Below are 17,454 nucleotides of genomic sequence, written 5' to 3'. Positions count from 1 at the left end.
CGAACGCTTAGTCGATTATCGGATTGTTTGGTGTTTTGCACAGGCTTAACCTTCAGTCATTCCGGCGCTGCGCATCGCGCCTTTTTCTTCCACTGTCGGTTGATCACAAAACGGGAGCCTGCCCCATGGCTGAAATCCTTTCGCTGCACGACGCGGTGAAGCAATTCGTAAACGACGGCGATACGGTCGCGCTCGAAGGCTTCACCCATCTGATCCCTACGGCGGCGGGTCATGAAATCATTCGTCAGGGCAAGAAAGACCTGACGCTGGTGCGCATGACCCCGGACTTGATTTACGACCAGTTGATCGGCGCCGGTTGTGCTCGCAAATTGATTTTCTCCTGGGGCGGCAACCCGGGTGTGGGTTCGCTGCACCGTCTGCGTGATGCCGTCGAAAAGCAGTGGCCGCATCCACTGGAGATCGAAGAGCACAGCCACGCCGACCTGGCCAATGCTTACGTCGCCGGCGCATCCGGCCTACCGTTCGCGGTGCTGCGGGCCTACGCCGGCTCCGACCTGCCGAAGGTCAATCCACTGATCAAGACCGTGACCTGCCCATTCACCGGTGAAGTGTTGGCGGCCGTGCCGTCGGTGCGTCCGGACATCACCGTGATTCACGCGCAGAAGGCTGACCGCAAAGGCAACGTGCTGCTGTGGGGCATTCTTGGTGTGCAGAAAGAAGCCGCACTGGCCGCCAAGCGTTGCATCGTCACCGTCGAAGAAATCGTCGACGACCTCAATGCCCCGATGAACGCCTGCGTCCTGCCAACCTGGGCCTTGAGCGCGGTTTGCCTCGTCCCTGGCGGCGCACATCCGTCCTACGCCCACGGTTACAACGAGCGCGACAACCGCTTCTACCAGGCCTGGGACCCGATTGCCCGCGACCGTGAAACCTTCACCGCGTGGATCAACGAATACATCCACGGCTGCGCTGACTTCAGCGAGTTCCAGGCCAAGCTGGCCGCTGCTTCGGAGGCCAAGTAATGACTTACACCACCAATGAAATGATGACCGTCGCCGCCGCGCGCCGTTTGAAGAACGGTTCGGTGTGCTTCGTCGGCATCGGCCTGCCGTCGAAAGCGGCCAACCTGGCGCGCCTGACGTCGTCGCCGGATGTGGTCCTGATCTACGAATCGGGTCCGATCGGTGCCAAGCCGAGCGTATTGCCGCTGTCGATTGGTGACGGTGAGCTGGCGGAAACCGCCGACACCGTGGTCCCGACCGGTGAGATTTTTCGCTATTGGTTGCAGGGCGGGCGCATCGACGTCGGTTTCCTCGGCGCTGCGCAGGTCGACCGTTTCGGCAACATCAACACCACCGTGGTCGGCGATTACCATGCGCCGAAGGTTCGCCTGCCGGGTGCCGGTGGCGCGCCGGAGATCGCCGGTTCGGCTAAAAGTGTGCTGATCATCCTCAAGCAGTCGGCGCGTTCCTTCGTCGATAAACTGGACTTCATTACCTCGGTCGGCCATGGCGAGGGCGGTGATTCACGCAAGCGTCTCGGTCTGCCGGGCGCTGGTCCGGTCGGCATCATTACCGACCTGTGCGTCATGGAACCGGAAGCCGGCACCCATGAATTTGTGGTCACCGCGCTGCACCCCGGCGTGACCCGTGAGCAAGTGGTCGCCGCCACCGGTTGGCCGATTCGTTTTGCCGACACGGTTGAAAACACCGCTGAGCCCACCGACGTCGAACTGACGGCGCTGCGGGATCTTGAAGCCCGCACTGCCGCCGCCCACGGCCAAGCACCCGGAGAAGCCTGATGCGTGACGTTTATATCTGCGACGCCATTCGCACCCCTATCGGCCGTTTTGGCGGCGGTCTGTCGACCGTTCGCGCTGATGATCTGGCCGCTGTGCCGATCAAGGCGCTGATGGAACGCAACCCGTCGGTGGACTGGACGGCGGTGGACGAGGTGTTCCTCGGCTGCGCCAACCAGGCCGGCGAAGACAACCGGAACGTCGCCCGCATGGCATTGCTGCTGGCCGGGCTGCCGGAAAGCATTCCCGGCGTCACGCTCAATCGCCTGTGCGCATCGGGCATGGACGCCATCGGCACGGCGTTCCGCGCCATCGCCAGCGGTGAAATGGAGCTGGCGATTGCCGGCGGCGTCGAGTCGATGTCCCGCGCACCGTTCGTGATGGGCAAGGCCGACGCGGCGTTCTCGCGCAACATGAAGCTGGAAGACACCACCATCGGCTGGCGTTTCATCAACCCGTTGATGAAAGCGCAATACGGTGTGGATGCGATGCCGCAGACCGCCGACAACGTGGCCGACGATTACGAAGTGTCTCGCGAGGATCAGGACGCTTTCGCGCTACGCAGCCAGCAGCGCACAGCCGCCGCGCAGGCCGCAGGATTTTTCGCTGAAGAAATCGTCGAAGTGCGGATTGCCCACAAGAAGGGTGAAACGGTCGTGACGCAGGACGAGCATCCTCGTGGCGATACCACACTAGAGATGTTGGCCAAACTCAAACCGATCAATGGCCCCGACAAAACCGTCACCGCAGGCAACGCTTCGGGCGTCAACGATGGTGCAGCAGCGCTGATTCTGGCCTCGGCCGAAGCCGTGAAAAAACACGGCCTCACCGCCCGCGCCAAAGTGCTGGGCATGGCGAGTGCCGGTGTCGCCCCACGGGTGATGGGCATTGGCCCGGTCCCGGCGGTGCGCAAACTGACCGAGCGTCTGGGCGTGGCGGTCAGCGATTTCGACGTCATCGAACTCAACGAGGCCTTCGCCAGCCAAGGCTTGGCGGTGCTGCGTGAACTGGGCATTGCCGACGACGCGGCCCAGGTCAACCCGAACGGTGGCGCCATTGCTTTGGGCCATCCGCTGGGCATGAGCGGTGCGCGCCTGGTCCTGACCGCGTTGCATCAGCTGGAAAAAACCGGTGGCAAGAAAGGCCTGGCGACCATGTGTGTCGGTGTCGGCCAAGGTCTGGCCCTGGCGATCGAACGCGTCTGACACGTCGCGTCGACAAATAAGAACAGAGGAAAGCGCAATGACTGACAAGCCTGGTTACCGTCGTCCGCAGGAAGGCACTCAGCCGGAATACCTGCACCCGACGTATCAATCCACCAACCTTCGCTCGCCGTCCAAACCGTTGGTGTTTCTGCCCCATTCGCTGTCGGAAATCACCGGCCCGACCATCGGCGCCGAACGCGTCAACGAGAAGGACAACGACCTGACCGTTCAGCACAAGGGCGAGCCGTTGGGTGAGCGGATCATCATTCACGGCCGTGTGCTCGATGAAAACGGTCTGCCGGTGCCGGGTATTCTGGTAGAGATCTGGCAGGCCAACGCCGCCGGTCGCTACAACCATGCCCGCGACCTGCACGACGCGCCGCTCGACCCGAATTTCACCGGCACCGGCCGCACCGTGACCGATGCCGATGGCTGGTATCAATTCCAGACCATCAAGCCCGGCGCCTATCCATGGGGCAACCACCACAACGCATGGCGTCCGGCGCATATCCATTTCTCGTTGTTCGGGCCGAGCATTCTCACGCGGCTGGTCACGCAGATGTATTTCCCGGGTGACCCGTTGCTGGCTTACGACCCGATTTACAACTGCGTGCCGGACACCCGCGCCAAAGAGCGTTTGATCGCCACGTTCGATCTGGAAAAAACCGTCCCTTCCTACGCCCTCGGTTATCGCTGGGACATCGTCTTGCGCGGCCGCGACGCCACGCCGATGGAGAAATAAGATGACGCTGAACGCGACCACGTCCCACACCGTCGGGCCGTATTACCACATCGGCCTGACCTGGCTGAACCGCGAAGACCTGACCGTCGAACAAACCCTGGGCCAACGCGTGGCGATCACCGGGCAAGTCATCGATGGCAACGGTGATGTCGTCAACGACGCGATGCTGGAAGTCTGGCAGGCCAACGCCGCCGGCAAATACGACCATCCGGAAGACGACCAGGACAAACCGCTGGACCCGAACTTCGAAGGCTTTGGCCGGGTGCCGGTGGATGCAGAAGGGCGCTTTCGTTTCACCACCATCAAGCCGGGCACGGTCGAAGGCCTGAAAGGCTCGACCCAGGCGCCGCACCTGGTGGTGCTGGTGTTCGCGCGCGGGTTGGTGAAGCATTTGCTGACGCGGATTTACTTTGAGGGTGACGCGGCGAATGTGTCGGATCCGCTTCTGGAGTGTGTACCGGCCGAGCGTCGCAGCACGTTGCTGGCGAAGCAGGATGCGTCCGGCGTGTATCAGTGGAATGTGATCCTGCAAGGGACTGAAGCCGAGACGGTGTTCTTCGACTATTAAACGTACACCGCAAATCCCTGTGGGAGCGAGCTTGCTCGCGATGGCGGCCTGTCAGTCAACGTTGACGACAGTTACACCGCTATCGAGAGCAAGCTCGCTCCCACAAGGGGATTTGTGTGCCTGATCTATCTGGGGAACAGGACTGTTGCGAAGTGTGTCTAGACTCTCACTGTCCCCATTGAGTGAAAAACAATGACAACGACCGCTGCTTCAACAGAACACTACACCGGCGAAGAGCGCAGCAAGCGCATCTTCGCCATTGTCGGCGCCTCGTCCGGCAACCTCGTGGAATGGTTCGACTTCTACGTCTACGCCTTTTGCGCGATTTATTTCGCCCCGGCCTTTTTCCCCTCCGACAACCCCACGGTGCAGTTGGTCAACACCGCTGGCGTGTTCGCCGCCGGGTTCCTGATGCGCCCCATCGGCGGCTGGATTTTCGGCCGGGTAGCGGACAAGCACGGGCGCAAGAACTCGATGATGATCTCGATTCTGATGATGTGCTTCGGTTCGTTGCTGATCGCTTTCCTGCCGACCTACAAGGACATCGGCGTCTGGGCGCCGGTGCTGTTGCTGCTCGCGCGTTTGATTCAAGGGTTGTCGGTGGGCGGCGAGTACGGCACCACCGCCACCTACATGAGCGAAGTCGCGCTCAAGGGACAGCGAGGATTTTTCGCCTCGTTCCAGTACGTGACGCTGATTGGCGGGCAATTGCTGGCGGTGTCGCTGGTGGTGATCCTGCAACAGTTCCTCACCGAGGATGACCTGCGTGCCTACGGCTGGCGGATTCCGTTTGTGGTCGGTGCGGCAGCCGCGCTGATTTCACTGTTCCTGCGCCGTTCGCTGAAGGAAACCAGCAGCAAGGAAATGCGTGAAAACAAGGACGCCGGCAGTATCGCAGCACTGTTCCGCGACCATAAAGCCGCGTTCATCACCGTGCTCGGTTACACCGCCGGTGGCTCGCTGATTTTCTACACCTTCACCACGTACATGCAGAAATATCTGGTGAACACCGCCGGCATGCAGGCCAAGACCGCCAGCTACATCATGACCGGTGCACTGTTCCTTTATATGTGCATGCAGCCGTTCTTCGGCATGCTCGCCGACAAGATCGGCCGGCGTAATTCGATGCTCTGGTTCGGCGCCCTCGGGACCTTGTGCACCGTGCCGATTCTGTTGAGCCTGAAAAGTATCAGCAGTCCGTTCCTGGCCTTTGTGCTGATTACCGTGGCGCTGGCGATCGTGAGTTTCTACACCTCGATCAGTGGCCTGGTGAAAGCCGAGATGTTCCCGCCGGAAGTGCGCGCCCTCGGCGTTGGCCTGGCGTACGCGGTGGCGAATGCGATCTTCGGTGGTTCGGCGGAATACGTGGCCCTGAGCCTCAAAGCCCTGGGCATGGAAAACTCCTTCTACTGGTATGTCACGGTGATGATGGTGGTGGCGTTCCTGTTCAGTTTGCGCCTGCCCAAGCAGGCAAAGTATTTGCACCACGACCTCTGATCTTTCCGCGCGGGCCTGACGGGCCCGCGCCATCAAGGACTGTTTATGAACGATCGACCGGGCAATCAATTGTTCGATGCCTATTTCACTGCCCGCGATATGCGTGAAGTGTTCTGCGATCAGGGCCGCGTGCAGGCCATGCTCGATTTCGAAGCGGCACTGGCCCGGGCCGAGGCGCGTGTCGGGCTGATTCCGCAAACGGCTGTCGCTTCGATTGAAGGCGCGTGTCAGGCCGGGCATTACGACTTCGCCGCCCTCGGCGAGGCGATTGCCACCGCAGGCAATTCCGCCATTCCGTTGGTCAAGGCGTTGGGCAAGCAGATCGCGGCCAATGATGCTGAAGCCGAGCGCTATGTGCATTTGGGCGCCACCAGCCAGGATGTGATGGACACCGGTCTGGTGTTGCAACTGCGCCAGGCACTGGCCTTGATCGAAAGCGATCTTGCGCAACTGGGCGACACCCTCGCCACTCAAGCCCAGCGTTATGCCGCCACGCCGCTGGCTGGACGCACCTGGTTGCAGCACGCCACACCGGTCACCCTCGGTATGAAAATCGCCGGGTGGCTGGGGGCGGTCACCCGCAGCCGTCAGCGCTTGCAAGAACTCAAGCCACGTTTGCTGGTGCTGCAATTTGGTGGCGCCTCGGGAACCCTGGCCGCCCTCGGCGCGCAAGCGATGCCGATTGCCGAAGCGCTGGCCGGCGAGTTGCAACTGACCTTGCCGGATCAGCCTTGGCACACTCAACGTGATCGTCTGGTGGAGTTTGGCTCGGTGCTGGGACTGATCGCCGGCAGCCTCGGCAAACTCGGTCGCGACATCAGTCTGTTGATGCAGACCGAGGCGGGCGAAGTATTCGAACCCTCGGCGCCGGGCAAGGGTGGATCCTCGACCATGCCGCACAAGCGCAACCCGGTGGGTGCTGCGGTGCTGATCGGTGCGGCGACTCGGGTTCCCGGTTTGCTCTCGACGCTCTTCAGCGCCATGCCCCAGGAACACGAGCGCAGCCTCGGTCTGTGGCATGCCGAATGGGAAACCCTGCCGGAGATTTGCTGCCTGGTGTCCGGCAGCCTCAAGCAAGCCTTGCTGGTGGCGCAGGGGCTGGAAGTGGATGCGGCTCGCATGGCGCGCAACCTCGATTTGACCCAGGGCCTGGTGCTGGCCGAAGCGGTGAGCATCGTCCTTGCCCAGCGGGTCGGCCGCGACACCGCGCATCATTTGCTGGAACTCTGCTGCAAACGTGCGGTGGCTGAACAGCGGCATCTGCGCGCCGTCCTGGGTGACGAGCCGCAAGTGACCGCCGAGCTTTCGGCGGCTGAACTCGATCATTTGCTGGACCCCGCCCATTACCTCGGCCAGGCCCATACCTGGGTCGAGCGGGCGGTGGCTGAACATTCTGCGTTGACTGCCTGAAGGAGATTGCTGTGGCTTTTGTACAACTCGCCGAGGGCGAACTGCACTACCAAATAGAGGGGCCTGAAGATGCACCGGTCCTGGTGCTGTCCAACTCGCTGGGCACCGATCTGCACATGTGGGACGCACAGATTGCAGCGTTCACCGAACACTTCCGGGTGTTGCGTTTCGACACCCGTGGCCACGGCCTGTCTCTGGTGACCCCCGGCCCGTACAGCATCGAGCAACTGGGCCATGACGTGCTGGCGCTGCTGGATGCCTTGCATATTGAGCGTGCGCATTTCTGCGGGTTGTCCATGGGCGGCTTGATCGGCCAATGGCTGGGGATCAACGCCGCTGATCGACTGAACAAACTGGTGGTGTGCAACACCGCGGCGAAAATCGGCGATCCGTCGATCTGGAACCCGCGCATTGAAACCGTGCTGCGTGACGGTCCGGCCGCGATGGTCGCGCTACGCGATGCCTCGATTGCGCGCTGGTTTACTCCGGACTTTGCTGCCGCCAATCCGTCTGCCGCGAAGCGAATCACCGACATGCTGGCCGCCACGTCGCCTGAGGGGTACGCCGCCAATTGCGCAGCCGTGCGGGATGCCGATTTCCGTGATCAGTTGTCGTCGATCAAGGCGCCGCTGCTGGTGATCGCCGGCACCGAAGACGCCGTGACGCCGCCGTCCGGTGGGCACTTCATTCAAGAGCACGTGGCGGGCGCCGAATACGCCGAGTTCTACGCCGCGCACTTGTCCAACGTCCAGGCCGGCGCCGCGTTCAGCGCGCGGGTGTTGGCGTTTTTGTCAGCTTAGTAAGGGGATGGTTGTGGACGAAAAACAACGTTACGACGAGGGCATGAAAGTCCGTCGCGCAGTACTCGGCGACGCTCACGTCGACCGCAGCCTGACCGCCCTGACCGAGTTCAACTCGGAGTTCCAGGAGATGATCACCCGCCACGCCTGGGGTGATATCTGGACCCGCCCGGGCCTGCCGCGCCACACCCGCAGCCTGATCACCCTTGCCATGCTGATCGGCATGAACCGCAATGAAGAACTGAAATTGCACCTGCGCGCCGCCGCCAATAATGGCGTATCCCGTGGCGAGATCAAGGAAGTGATCATGCAGAGCGCAATCTACTGCGGCATCCCGGCGGCGAATGCAACGTTCCATTTGGCGGAGTCGGTTTGGGATGAGTTGGGGGTTGAATCGCGGGAGTGACCTCGGGTTTTGATGGTGCCTGAGCTGAGGCCTTCGCGAGCAGGCTCGCTCCTACATTAGACCGCATTCTTCCGGGAGGATTTCGGTCAACTGTAGGAGTGAGCCTGCTCGCGATAGCGATGCCATGGCTTACACAGTAGCCACAATGAAAACCCGCTTGAACGGAAACAACGTGTGCCCATCCCCCTCCCGCGGATATTGCGCATGCACCCGCATCATGAAGTGATAGATGAACCTCGCCTGTTCGTCATCCTTCAATCCCTGCATGACCTCCCTTAACGCCGACACCTTGATCCAGTCATAAATCGGCGACTTGCCGTCAACCACCTGTAGCTGCTCGGTTTCCCAGATATCCAGCGTGGCACAGAGCGGCGCCAGCAATCGGTAGTAGTCCTCCAACGACAACAGTGGCCGCCGGGCCATGGTTTCACGCAACTGCGGTGTGCCCAACGGCTGACCGTTGTGGCCGCCATCGTCGAGGGTTTCGAGCATCAGCTGATACCACGGCGCATCCCGCCAGTCAGGCATGTGCGCCGCCAGACAACCGCCCGGGTCGAGGTGTGTGAGCAATCGGGGCAACAGTCGTTGATGATCGTCGATGAAATGCAGCACGGCGGCGGCAAATAGCAGATCGGCGGGTTGTTCGGGCTGCCAGTTTTGCAGGTCGCACTGCTTCCAGTGGGCCCTGATCGGCAAGGCTCTGGCCTCCTGAAGCATTTGCTCAGAACTGTCGATACCCATCAAGTGCGCGCGGGGCCAACGCTTGGCCAGCAGCTGTGTCGCAATGCCCGTGCCGCAGCCCAGGTCGTAGATGCGACGGGGGTTCTTGATGTCGACACGGTCGAGCAGTTCGTTGACCGGTCGTTGCCTGAGGCGGGAAAACTGCTGGTACGCCTTGGCGTCCCAGTGAGTACAGGCGTTCCCTGCCGTTTCGAGTTTGACGCTCATGAGGTGATCCTCTCTGGCGATTACAGTTGCCTTCCGATGACATTCAGGGATTTCAGGACAACCGCCACGCCTTTGCGTGTGTCCGGATCGTTCAGCATTTTGATCAGCGCATAGGCGCCTGGTGGGGCGGCGGCGCTGACCTCGGCTTTGGCCAGGCGCACGGCATTGCCAATCATCCAGGTGGACGCCGTGGCGTTTTCGAACAGCTGCGCCAGTTTTTCGACCATTGCAGGGTCCAGCAGGTCGATCATGTCCGAGACCAGCGACAGCGCATCGACAATATTGTCCAGCCGCCCGCCGTCGAGCAACGGCTGAAGTTTGGCCATCAAGGCGTTCAGCCCCGGCGTTCCGGTCGCACCGACCGCCAGTGTTTCATCCAATGAGTTCATCACCGTTCACTCCTCCCTGTGCAGGGTCAAAGCATTCCGCGGGCAACCGCCCAATACAGGCCACGATTGAAGCCATGCCTGAGCAGGCCGCCAAGTTTGGTCGGCGGAGTCGGCGACACGTCACGGGCATAATTGTACACCAGTGGCATGCCGGCATTGAGGCCCATTTGCGCGACGGCCTGAACACGCCCGTCATAGACGCTGTGGGGCGCGCCAAGGCGAATCTGCGCGGTAATATTGTTGGCGATCACCGGCGCCTGGTTGTGGCAGGCGCCTCCGGCCTTGCTCACCGGCAGGTCGACGGTGTCGCCAATCACGTAGACGTTTTCGAGGCCATAAACCTGCAGGGTTTCGTGGTTAGTCGGCAGCCAGCCTTCGTTATTCGGGGCTTGCGAAACGCCGCACTCCAGCACTGCATCCACGGCGCGGATCGGTGGCGTTGCCATCAGGATGTCGAACGGTTGCGCGTCGCCTTCTGCCGAGTAGGCGATCTTCTGATCCGGATCGACCCGGTCGAGGGTGAAGCCGCGTTGGAAGTGAATGTTTTTCTGCTCGAAAATGCCGGGCAGTATTTCTCCCGTAGGCCTTTGCAGAAACAGGCAGTTGCGCAGCAGCTGAGCGGTGGTCGGGTAGGTGTAGACGATTTCCACCTGGTCGCGTACACCCCGAAGCCGCAGAAAATCATCGAGCATCAGCGTGGTTTCCACCGGGGCAATGCCGCATTGATGCGGCACGTTGGGTGTGTGCGGAAAGGACACTGTGATGAAAATCCGGCCCTTCTTGATCGTGCTCAGGCGTTCTGCCAGTTGCCGGGCGGGTTGATATTGGTAGAAGTGGTCGCCGGCTTCTTTCAAGCCTTCGATACGCTCCGGTGCGGGTACGCAACCGGTGGCGATGACCATAAAGTCATAGCCATAACATTTGCCGCTGCGGGTTTTCAGGCTTTGGCCGGGAAAATCGAAGTGTATGACTTCCTCGATGTGAAAGCTGATTTCCGGGCGCAACAATGAACGTTCCGGGCGCTTGAGTTCTTCTTCAAAGAACTGATTGAACGCCACATACATGAACGCAGGTTTGTAGAAGTGATCGGGGGAATTGGACAGTAATGCAATCGAGACTTCGCCACGCAGGATTTCTGGATACAACTTGCTGGCCAGTTGATTGGCCAGCATGGTTCCACCTACGCCGCCACCGACGATAACTATTCGCTTGCTCATACCTGACCTCCGTGGTCATGGCAGCTTCGCGTACAGCATCCGGAGATAACGGAAGAAAAAATGGGGCTCCTACATCAGGCTGGAGAATTTAAACGCACAGCCTGACTGTATCTGCGCTTGTGCAAACCGCCAGTACCAAGTGACCAGTGGTTAGCGCCGGCATTACCTGAGCGCGCATGCCGGCGCTGAGTTTTATAACAAACTGATCGGATAGCTGACGATCAACCGGTTCTCGTCGAATTCGTTGTTGCTGAAGTCGCGGCGGATGGTCGAGTTGCGCCATTTGACGTTGAAGTCCTTCAGCGCGCCGCTTTGCACGGTGTAGCCCAGTTCCGACTCGCGGCCCCATTCCTTGCCGTCGGTGACGGTGCCGGTGTGGACGTTGTCGCCGCTGATGTAGCGGTTCATCAGGGTCAGGCCCGGAATGCCGAGGGCGACGAAGTTGTAGTCGTGGCGCACCTGCCAGGATTTTTCCTGTGCGTTGTCATAACTGGCGTTGTAGCTGTCGTTGGCCAGGGTGCCGCCGCTGGTGCCGTTGACGCGCATCCAGGCGCTGTCGCCAGTGAGTTTTTGCAGGCCGACATAGAAGGTGTTGCCGCCGTATTTGGCCGAGAACAGGCCAGACCAGGTCTTGTTGTCGAGATCGCCGGCGCGGGCGCTGCCGTCATCCTTGCCGTAGAAAAAGCCGAGGTTGGCGCCCAGGGTCCAGTCGCCCAGTGGCTGGCTGTGGATCAGATTGACGAATTGCTGGCTGTAGATGTCCTTGAGTTCGGCGTTCCACAGGCCAATCTGGGTGCGCTTGTCGTTGAAGGCGTATTCACCGCCCTGGAAGTTGAAGCGGTCGGAGGTGAAGGCCGGTTTCCCGTTCATCGACATGTCGCTCATGCTGCTGTCGTCGCGTGGGCTGTTGGCGCGGAACTGGCCGCCGTAAAGCGTCAGGCCGGCGATTTCCTTCGAGGTGATCTGGCCGCCACGGAAGGTTTGTGGCAGGGAGCGACCATCGTCTGAACGCAGGATGGGCAGCACCGGCATCCATTCACCGACCTTGACTTCAGTCTGGGACAGCTTGGCCTTGAACGCGACGTTGGTGCGACCGAAGTTGTCCGCCGGGCGTCCGTCATGGTCCAGTGGCAGCAACTGCGTACCGCCGGTGCCTTTGCCGCCGTCGAGCTTCACTGAATACAAACCCAACACATCCATACCGAAACCGACAGTGCCCTGGGTGAAGCCGGATTTGGCGTCGAGGATGAAGCTTTGCGTCCACTCTTCAGCCTTGCCTTGAGCCTTGGTCGGGTTGGTGAAATTGCGGTTGATGTAGAAGTTGCGCAGGTTCAGGTTGACCTTGGCGCCGTCGACAAAACCCGCTTCCTCGGCCATGACAGGCAGGGCAGCGCTGGCCAGGGCGATGGCGATTAGGCTGGGAAGATAATACTGCGCGGTGGAAGGCGTCATGGGGCGGTCTCTCTAATTGTTAGGGATGAAACAGGGCGCTGCCGCAACGTCGGAATTGCGGACAAAGGATTCGAAGTTGTGAAAATCGGAACGGATCAGCCGGACAGGGCAGGGCGCGGGGACATGGTGTCGAACCTGATGTTATTGGTCTTGTGGGGGCAGATGGTGAGGGGAATGAACCAGCTGGTTCAATTGGCAAAAGCGGGTTTTGGGCGATAATCGAACGTAAGATTGGATTAGATTTTGTGTCGTTTGCGCGGGCCTCTTCGCGGGCAAGCCCGCTCCCACAGGTTTCTATGTTTGCCGCAAATCACATACACACAGAAATCCACTGTGGGAGCGGGCTTGCCCGCGATGAGGCCAGTGCTGACAACACAGTGTTCGGCAGACAACAAAAAGCCCACCAAAAGGTGGGCTTGATGTTTTTCATAACGCGATCAGAACAACTTCATCTTCGGCGCGTCTTCTTTGAGCGGTTCGACTTTCGCCGTCTGCTCATTCCAGCCACCGCCCAAGGCCTTGTACAGATTGACCGCACTGACCAACTGCGCCAGGCGATCAGTGATCAGCACTTGTTGCGCGTTGAACAGCTGACGCTGGGCGTCGAGGAAGGTCAGGTTGCTGTCGACACCAATGCGGTAACGACGCTCGGCCAGGCGGTAGTACTCCTGGTTGGCGGTGACGTTGTCACGCTGCGCCTGCAACTGGTGGGTGTAGGTCTCGCGGGCAGCCAGGCCGTCGGCGACTTCCTGGAAGGCCGTTTGAATGGACTTCTCGTAGTTCGCCACGCCGATGTCTTTCTGGATTTTCGAGTAATCCAGGCTGGCGCTCAGGCTGCCGGCGTTGAAGATCGGCAGGTTGATCTGCGGCGAGAACAGCCAGGTGCCCGAACCGCCCTTGAACAGACCGGACAAGTCCGGGCTCAGGGTGCCGGCGTTGGCCGTCAGGCTGATGCTCGGAAAGAACGCAGCCCGTGCCGCGCCGATGTTGGCGTTGGCAGCTTTGAGGTTGTATTCGGCCTGGAGGATGTCCGGACGACGTTGCAGCAAGTCCGATGGCAGGCCGGCGGGTACGTCGCTCAGCAAATCGTCGGACAGTGGCTTGGCCGCTTGCAGGTTGGCCGGGATGCCGGTGCCAAGCAGGAGCACCAGGCTGTTTTCATCCTGAGCGACCTGGCGGGTGTACTTCGCCAGTTGAACCCGGGCGGTTTCCACCGAGGTGCGCGACTGGGCGAGGTCCAGCGCAGACGCAACACCGACTTCGGCACTGCGCGCGGTGAGCTTATAACTCTCCTCGAACGCACCGAGGGTGTCCTGGGTCACTTTCAGCAGTTCCTTGTCGGCTTGCCAGGCCAGGTAGGCGTTGGCCACGCTGGCCACCAGGCTGAGCTGCGTGCTGCGTCGACCTTCTTCAGTAGCGAAGTACTTCTGCAGCGCTTCTTCGCTCAGGCTGCGAACCCGACCGAACAGGTCGAGTTCATAGGCACTGATGCCGACCGTCGCCGAGTAGGAACTGGTGATGCCCGCCTGGCCGGACTGCGAAGCGTCAGCCGGAACGCGCTGACGGCTGCCGGTGCCGTTGGCCGACACGGCCGGGTACAGGTCGGCGCGCTGGATGCGGTACTGCGCTGCAAAGGCGTCAATGTTCAAGGCAGCGACACGCAGGTCACGGTTGTTTTCCAGTGCGACCTGGATCAACTGTTGCAGGGCCGGGTCATGGAAAAACTGCTTCCAGCCTTGCTCCGCTGCCGCCTGGCCAGGCGCCTGGGCCGGCGAATACGCCGGGCCTTGCGGGTATTGGGCTGCCACCGGTGCCGCAGGTTGCTGATAATCAGGTATCAGCGAGCAACCACCGAGCACAAACGCGGCAACGGCTAGGGAGAGTAGCGACTTGCTCATTGGCCAGCCTCTTTAGGAGTTTCAGTGGCGTCATCCTGGTCGACTTTTTTGCGCTGACCGATGGACGACACAGTGACGAAGAACAGTGGGACCCAGAAGATCGCCAGAACGGTGGCGGTGATCATACCGCCAATCACCCCGGTGCCGATGGCATGCTGGCTGCCCGAACCTGCACCGGTGGAAATCGCCAGGGGTACCACGCCCAGAACGAAGGCCAGCGAGGTCATGATGATCGGTCGCAGACGCATCCGGCAGGCTTCAATCGCCGCATCGCGCAAGCTACGCCCTTGTTCATGCAGTTCCTTTGCAAATTCGACAATCAGAATGGCGTTTTTCGCCGCCAGGCCGATGGTCGTCAACAGGCCCACCTGGAAGTACACGTCGTTGGACAGGCCACGCAGGCTGGTCGCCATCAGTGCACCGATGATCCCCAGCGGCACCACCAGCATCACCGCAATCGGGATCGACCAGCTTTCGTACAGCGCCGCCAGACACAGGAACACCATCAGCAACGACAGGGCGTACAGCGCTGGCGCTTGCGAACCGGACAAGCGTTCCTCGTAAGACAGGCCGGTCCAGGAAATACCGACACCCGCCGGCAGTTTCGCGGCAATGGCTTCGACTTCGGCCATGGCTTCACCGGTGGAGTAGCCCGGCGCCGGGGAACCGAGGATTTCCATCGCTTCCACGCCGTTGTAACGGGCCAGCTTCGGCGAGCCGTAAATCCATTCACCCTTGGCAAACGCCGAGAACGGAACCATGGTGCCGACGCTGTTGCGCACATACCATTTCTTCAGGTCTTCCGGGCTCATACGCGAGCCGGGCTGGCCTTGCACGTACACCTTCTTCACTCGACCACGGTCGATGAAGTCGTTGACGTAGCTACTGCCCAACGCAATCGACAGGGTGTTGTTGATGTCGGCGATGGTCACGCCCAGGGCGCTGGCCTTCTCGTCGTCGATTTCCAGTTGGTATTGCGGTTCGTCGTTCAGGCCGTTCGGGCGCACTTGCGTCAGAATCTTGCTTTGCGCGGCCATGCCGAGGAACTGGTTACGGGCAGCCATCAGCTTTTCGTGACCAATGCCGGCACGGTCTTGCAGGAACACGTCGAAACCGGTGGCGTTACCCAGTTCCAGTACCGCCGGTGGCGCAAAGGCAAACACCATGGCATCGCGGAAGGTGAAGAAGTGCTGCTGTGCACGGGCCGCCACCTTGAACACGTTGTTGTCGGCGTTACGTTCGTCCCATGGGCGAAGCATGATGAACGCCATACCCGAGCTCTGGCCGCGACCGGCGAAGTTGAAGCCGGTCACGGTAAACACCGAGTTCACTGCATCGCCTTCACCGCCATCCTTGCCCGGACGCAGCAGGAATTCACGCATCTCGTCCACGACCACCTGGGTTCGCTGGGCCGTTGAACCGGCCGGCGTCTGCACCTGGGCGAACAGTACACCCTGGTCTTCTTCCGGCAGGAACGCTGTTGGAATACGGGTGAACAACCAGATCATGCCGACAATGATGATGAGGTAGGCCAACAGGTACGGCGCCTTGTGCGCGAGCATGCTGCCCACGCCGCGCTCGTAGCGTTTTACGCCACGGTCGAAATTACGGTTGAACCAGCCGAAGAAGCCGCGCTTGGGTGTGCCGTGCTCACCCTTCGGAATGGCCTTGAGCATGGTGGCGCAGAGCGCCGGTGTGAAGATCAGTGCAACCAGTACCGACAAGGCCATGGCCGAGACGATGGTGATCGAGAACTGCTTGTAGATCACGCCGGTGGAGCCGCTGAAGAACGCCATTGGCAGCAGAACCGCCGACAGCACCATGGCGATACCGACCAGTGCGCCCTGGATCTGCCCCATGGATTTCTTGGTGGCCTCCTTGGGTGACAGGCCTTCTTCACTCATGACCCGTTCGACGTTTTCCACCACGACGATGGCGTCGTCCACCAGCAAGCCGATGGCCAGGACCATACCGAACATGGTCAGGGTGTTGATGCTGAAACCGGCGGCCGCGAGGATGCCGAATGTACCGAGCAGTACCACCGGCACGGTCATCGTGGTGATGATGGTGGCGCGGAAGTTTTGCAGGAACAGGAACATCACCAGGAACACCAGCACGACGGCTTCGACCAACGTGTGAACCACACCTTTGATCGACTCGGTCACCACTGGAGTGGTGTCATACGGAAACACCACTTCCATCCCTTGCGGGAAGAACGGCTTGAGGTCGTCGATGGTCTTGCGCAGGGCTGTGGCGGTATCCAGGGCGTTGGCGCCGGTGGCCAGCTTCACGGCCAGGCCGGACGCCGGAGCGCCGTTGAACTGGGCGTTGATGCTGTAGTTTTCACCGCCCAGACCCACCTCGGCGACATCTTTCAAGCGAACCTGAGAGCCGTCCTTGTTGACCTTGAGCAGGATTTTATTGAATTGCTCAGCGGTCTGCAGACGGGTCTTGCCGATGATCGTGGCGTTCAGCTGCGTGTCGGGCAGGGCCGGCAAACCGCCGAGTTGACCGGACGAGATCTGCACGTTTTGCGCGGCAATGGCGGTTTTGACGTCAACCGGGGTCAGGTTGAAGTTGTTCAACTTGGCCGGGTCGAGCCAGATACGCATGGCGTACTGGGAACCGAACACCTGGAAGTCGCCGACACCGGCGGTCCGCGAGATCGGGTCCTGCATGTTCGACACGATGTAGTTGGACAAGTCGTCCTTGGTCATGCTGCCGTCACGCGAGACCACGCCGATGACCAACAGGAAGTTCTTCACGGCCTTGGTCACGCGGATACCTTGCTGCTGCACTTCTTGCGGCAGCAGCGGGGTGGCCAGGTTCAGCTTGTTCTGGACCTGAACCTGCGCGGTATCGGAGTTGGTGCCTTGCTCGAAGGTCGCGGTGATGGTCATGGTGCCGTCGGAGTTACTTTCCGAGGACACATAACGCAAGTGGTCGATGCCGTTGAGCTGTTGCTCGATCACCTGCACCACGGTGTCCTGTACCGTTTGTGCCGAAGCACCCGGGTAGGTCACAGAGATGGCGATCGCCGGAGGCGCGATGCTCGGGTATTGGTTGATCGGCAGCTTGAGGATCGATAGTGCCCCGACCAGCATGATCACCAGGGCAATTACCCAGGCGAAAATCGGACGGTCGATAAAAAATTTCGACATGG

General features: G+C 60.7%; 15 protein-coding genes. 9 read left to right on the top strand and 6 right to left on the bottom strand.

Annotated elements, in window-relative coordinates:
• The first annotated feature begins 125 nt into the window (after positions 1-125).
• The 9 genes from AB4N43_RS10265 (at position 126) to pcaC (ending at position 8,387) form a co-directional block, all read left to right on the top strand.
• Positions 126-983, top strand: a complete 858-nt coding sequence (locus AB4N43_RS10265; protein WP_059181506.1) for a CoA transferase subunit A — start codon at positions 126-128, stop codon at positions 981-983.
• Entirely contained in the window at positions 983-1,762 is a 780-nt protein-coding gene (locus AB4N43_RS10260; protein WP_027925614.1) for a CoA-transferase subunit beta, read from the top strand. The genes AB4N43_RS10265 and AB4N43_RS10260 overlap by 1 nt, the downstream gene beginning before the upstream one ends.
• Positions 1,759-2,964, top strand: coding sequence for a 3-oxoadipyl-CoA thiolase (gene pcaF / locus AB4N43_RS10255; protein WP_172825950.1), 1,206 nt, complete (start codon positions 1,759-1,761; stop codon positions 2,962-2,964). Before AB4N43_RS10260 ends, pcaF begins: the two co-directional genes overlap by 4 nt.
• A gap of 37 nt (positions 2,965-3,001) precedes the next feature.
• A complete protein-coding gene (pcaH, locus tag AB4N43_RS10250) occupies positions 3,002-3,706 on the top strand; it encodes a protocatechuate 3,4-dioxygenase subunit beta (RefSeq protein WP_027925612.1) in 705 nt (234 codons plus the stop codon).
• A 1-nt stretch (position 3,707) separates the two neighbouring features.
• Positions 3,708-4,274 carry a protocatechuate 3,4-dioxygenase subunit alpha gene (gene pcaG, locus AB4N43_RS10245; RefSeq protein WP_027925611.1) on the top strand — a complete coding sequence of 189 codons (567 nt, stop codon included), beginning with the start codon at positions 3,708-3,710 and terminating at the stop codon, positions 4,272-4,274.
• 192 nt (positions 4,275-4,466) lie between these two features.
• Complete coding sequence (locus tag AB4N43_RS10240; RefSeq protein ID WP_059181505.1) at positions 4,467-5,771, top strand: MFS family transporter; 1,305 nt, start codon at positions 4,467-4,469, stop codon at positions 5,769-5,771.
• Positions 5,772-5,816: 45 nt separating this feature from the next.
• Positions 5,817-7,181: a 3-carboxy-cis,cis-muconate cycloisomerase gene (locus AB4N43_RS10235; RefSeq protein ID WP_059181504.1), complete on the top strand. Its 1,365-nt coding sequence runs from the start codon at positions 5,817-5,819 to the stop codon at positions 7,179-7,181.
• An 11-nt stretch (positions 7,182-7,192) separates the two neighbouring features.
• Positions 7,193-7,981 carry a 3-oxoadipate enol-lactonase gene (pcaD, locus tag AB4N43_RS10230; RefSeq protein ID WP_059181503.1) on the top strand — a complete coding sequence of 263 codons (789 nt, stop codon included), beginning with the start codon at positions 7,193-7,195 and terminating at the stop codon, positions 7,979-7,981.
• Positions 7,982-7,994: 13 nt separating this feature from the next.
• Positions 7,995-8,387: a 4-carboxymuconolactone decarboxylase gene (gene pcaC, locus AB4N43_RS10225; protein WP_027925607.1), complete on the top strand. Its 393-nt coding sequence runs from the start codon at positions 7,995-7,997 to the stop codon at positions 8,385-8,387.
• 129 nt (positions 8,388-8,516) lie between these two features.
• Here the strand turns inward: pcaC and AB4N43_RS10220 are convergent, their stop codons facing one another.
• From AB4N43_RS10220 to emhB, 6 genes are all read right to left on the bottom strand, one after another.
• A complete protein-coding gene (locus tag AB4N43_RS10220) occupies positions 8,517-9,335 on the bottom strand; it encodes a methyltransferase domain-containing protein (RefSeq protein WP_059181502.1) in 819 nt (272 codons plus the stop codon).
• 20 nt (positions 9,336-9,355) lie between these two features.
• The gene (locus AB4N43_RS10215) at positions 9,356-9,724 is read right to left on the bottom strand and encodes a DUF1641 domain-containing protein (protein ID WP_194939897.1); all 369 of its coding nucleotides are present in this window, start codon (positions 9,722-9,724) and stop codon (positions 9,356-9,358) included.
• 26 nt (positions 9,725-9,750) lie between these two features.
• Positions 9,751-10,941: an NAD(P)/FAD-dependent oxidoreductase gene (locus AB4N43_RS10210; RefSeq protein ID WP_194939896.1), complete on the bottom strand. Its 1,191-nt coding sequence runs from the start codon at positions 10,939-10,941 to the stop codon at positions 9,751-9,753.
• 192 nt (positions 10,942-11,133) lie between these two features.
• Positions 11,134-12,393: an OprD family porin gene (locus AB4N43_RS10205; RefSeq protein ID WP_059181500.1), complete on the bottom strand. Its 1,260-nt coding sequence runs from the start codon at positions 12,391-12,393 to the stop codon at positions 11,134-11,136.
• A 437-nt stretch (positions 12,394-12,830) separates the two neighbouring features.
• Positions 12,831-14,291 (bottom strand): efflux RND transporter outer membrane subunit EmhC, encoded by a 1,461-nt coding sequence (gene emhC / locus AB4N43_RS10200; RefSeq protein WP_059181499.1) that lies wholly within the window; start codon positions 14,289-14,291, stop codon positions 12,831-12,833.
• Positions 14,288-17,452: an efflux RND transporter permease subunit EmhB gene (gene emhB, locus AB4N43_RS10195; protein WP_027925601.1), complete on the bottom strand. Its 3,165-nt coding sequence runs from the start codon at positions 17,450-17,452 to the stop codon at positions 14,288-14,290. Before emhB ends, emhC begins: the two co-directional genes overlap by 4 nt.
• Positions 17,453-17,454 lie beyond the last annotated feature (2 nt).

This window comes from Pseudomonas sp. S2_B07 (genome assembly GCF_054668435.1).
Note: the sequence above shows the minus strand (reverse complement) of the source record. Positions and strands in the feature narration are given on the sequence as shown.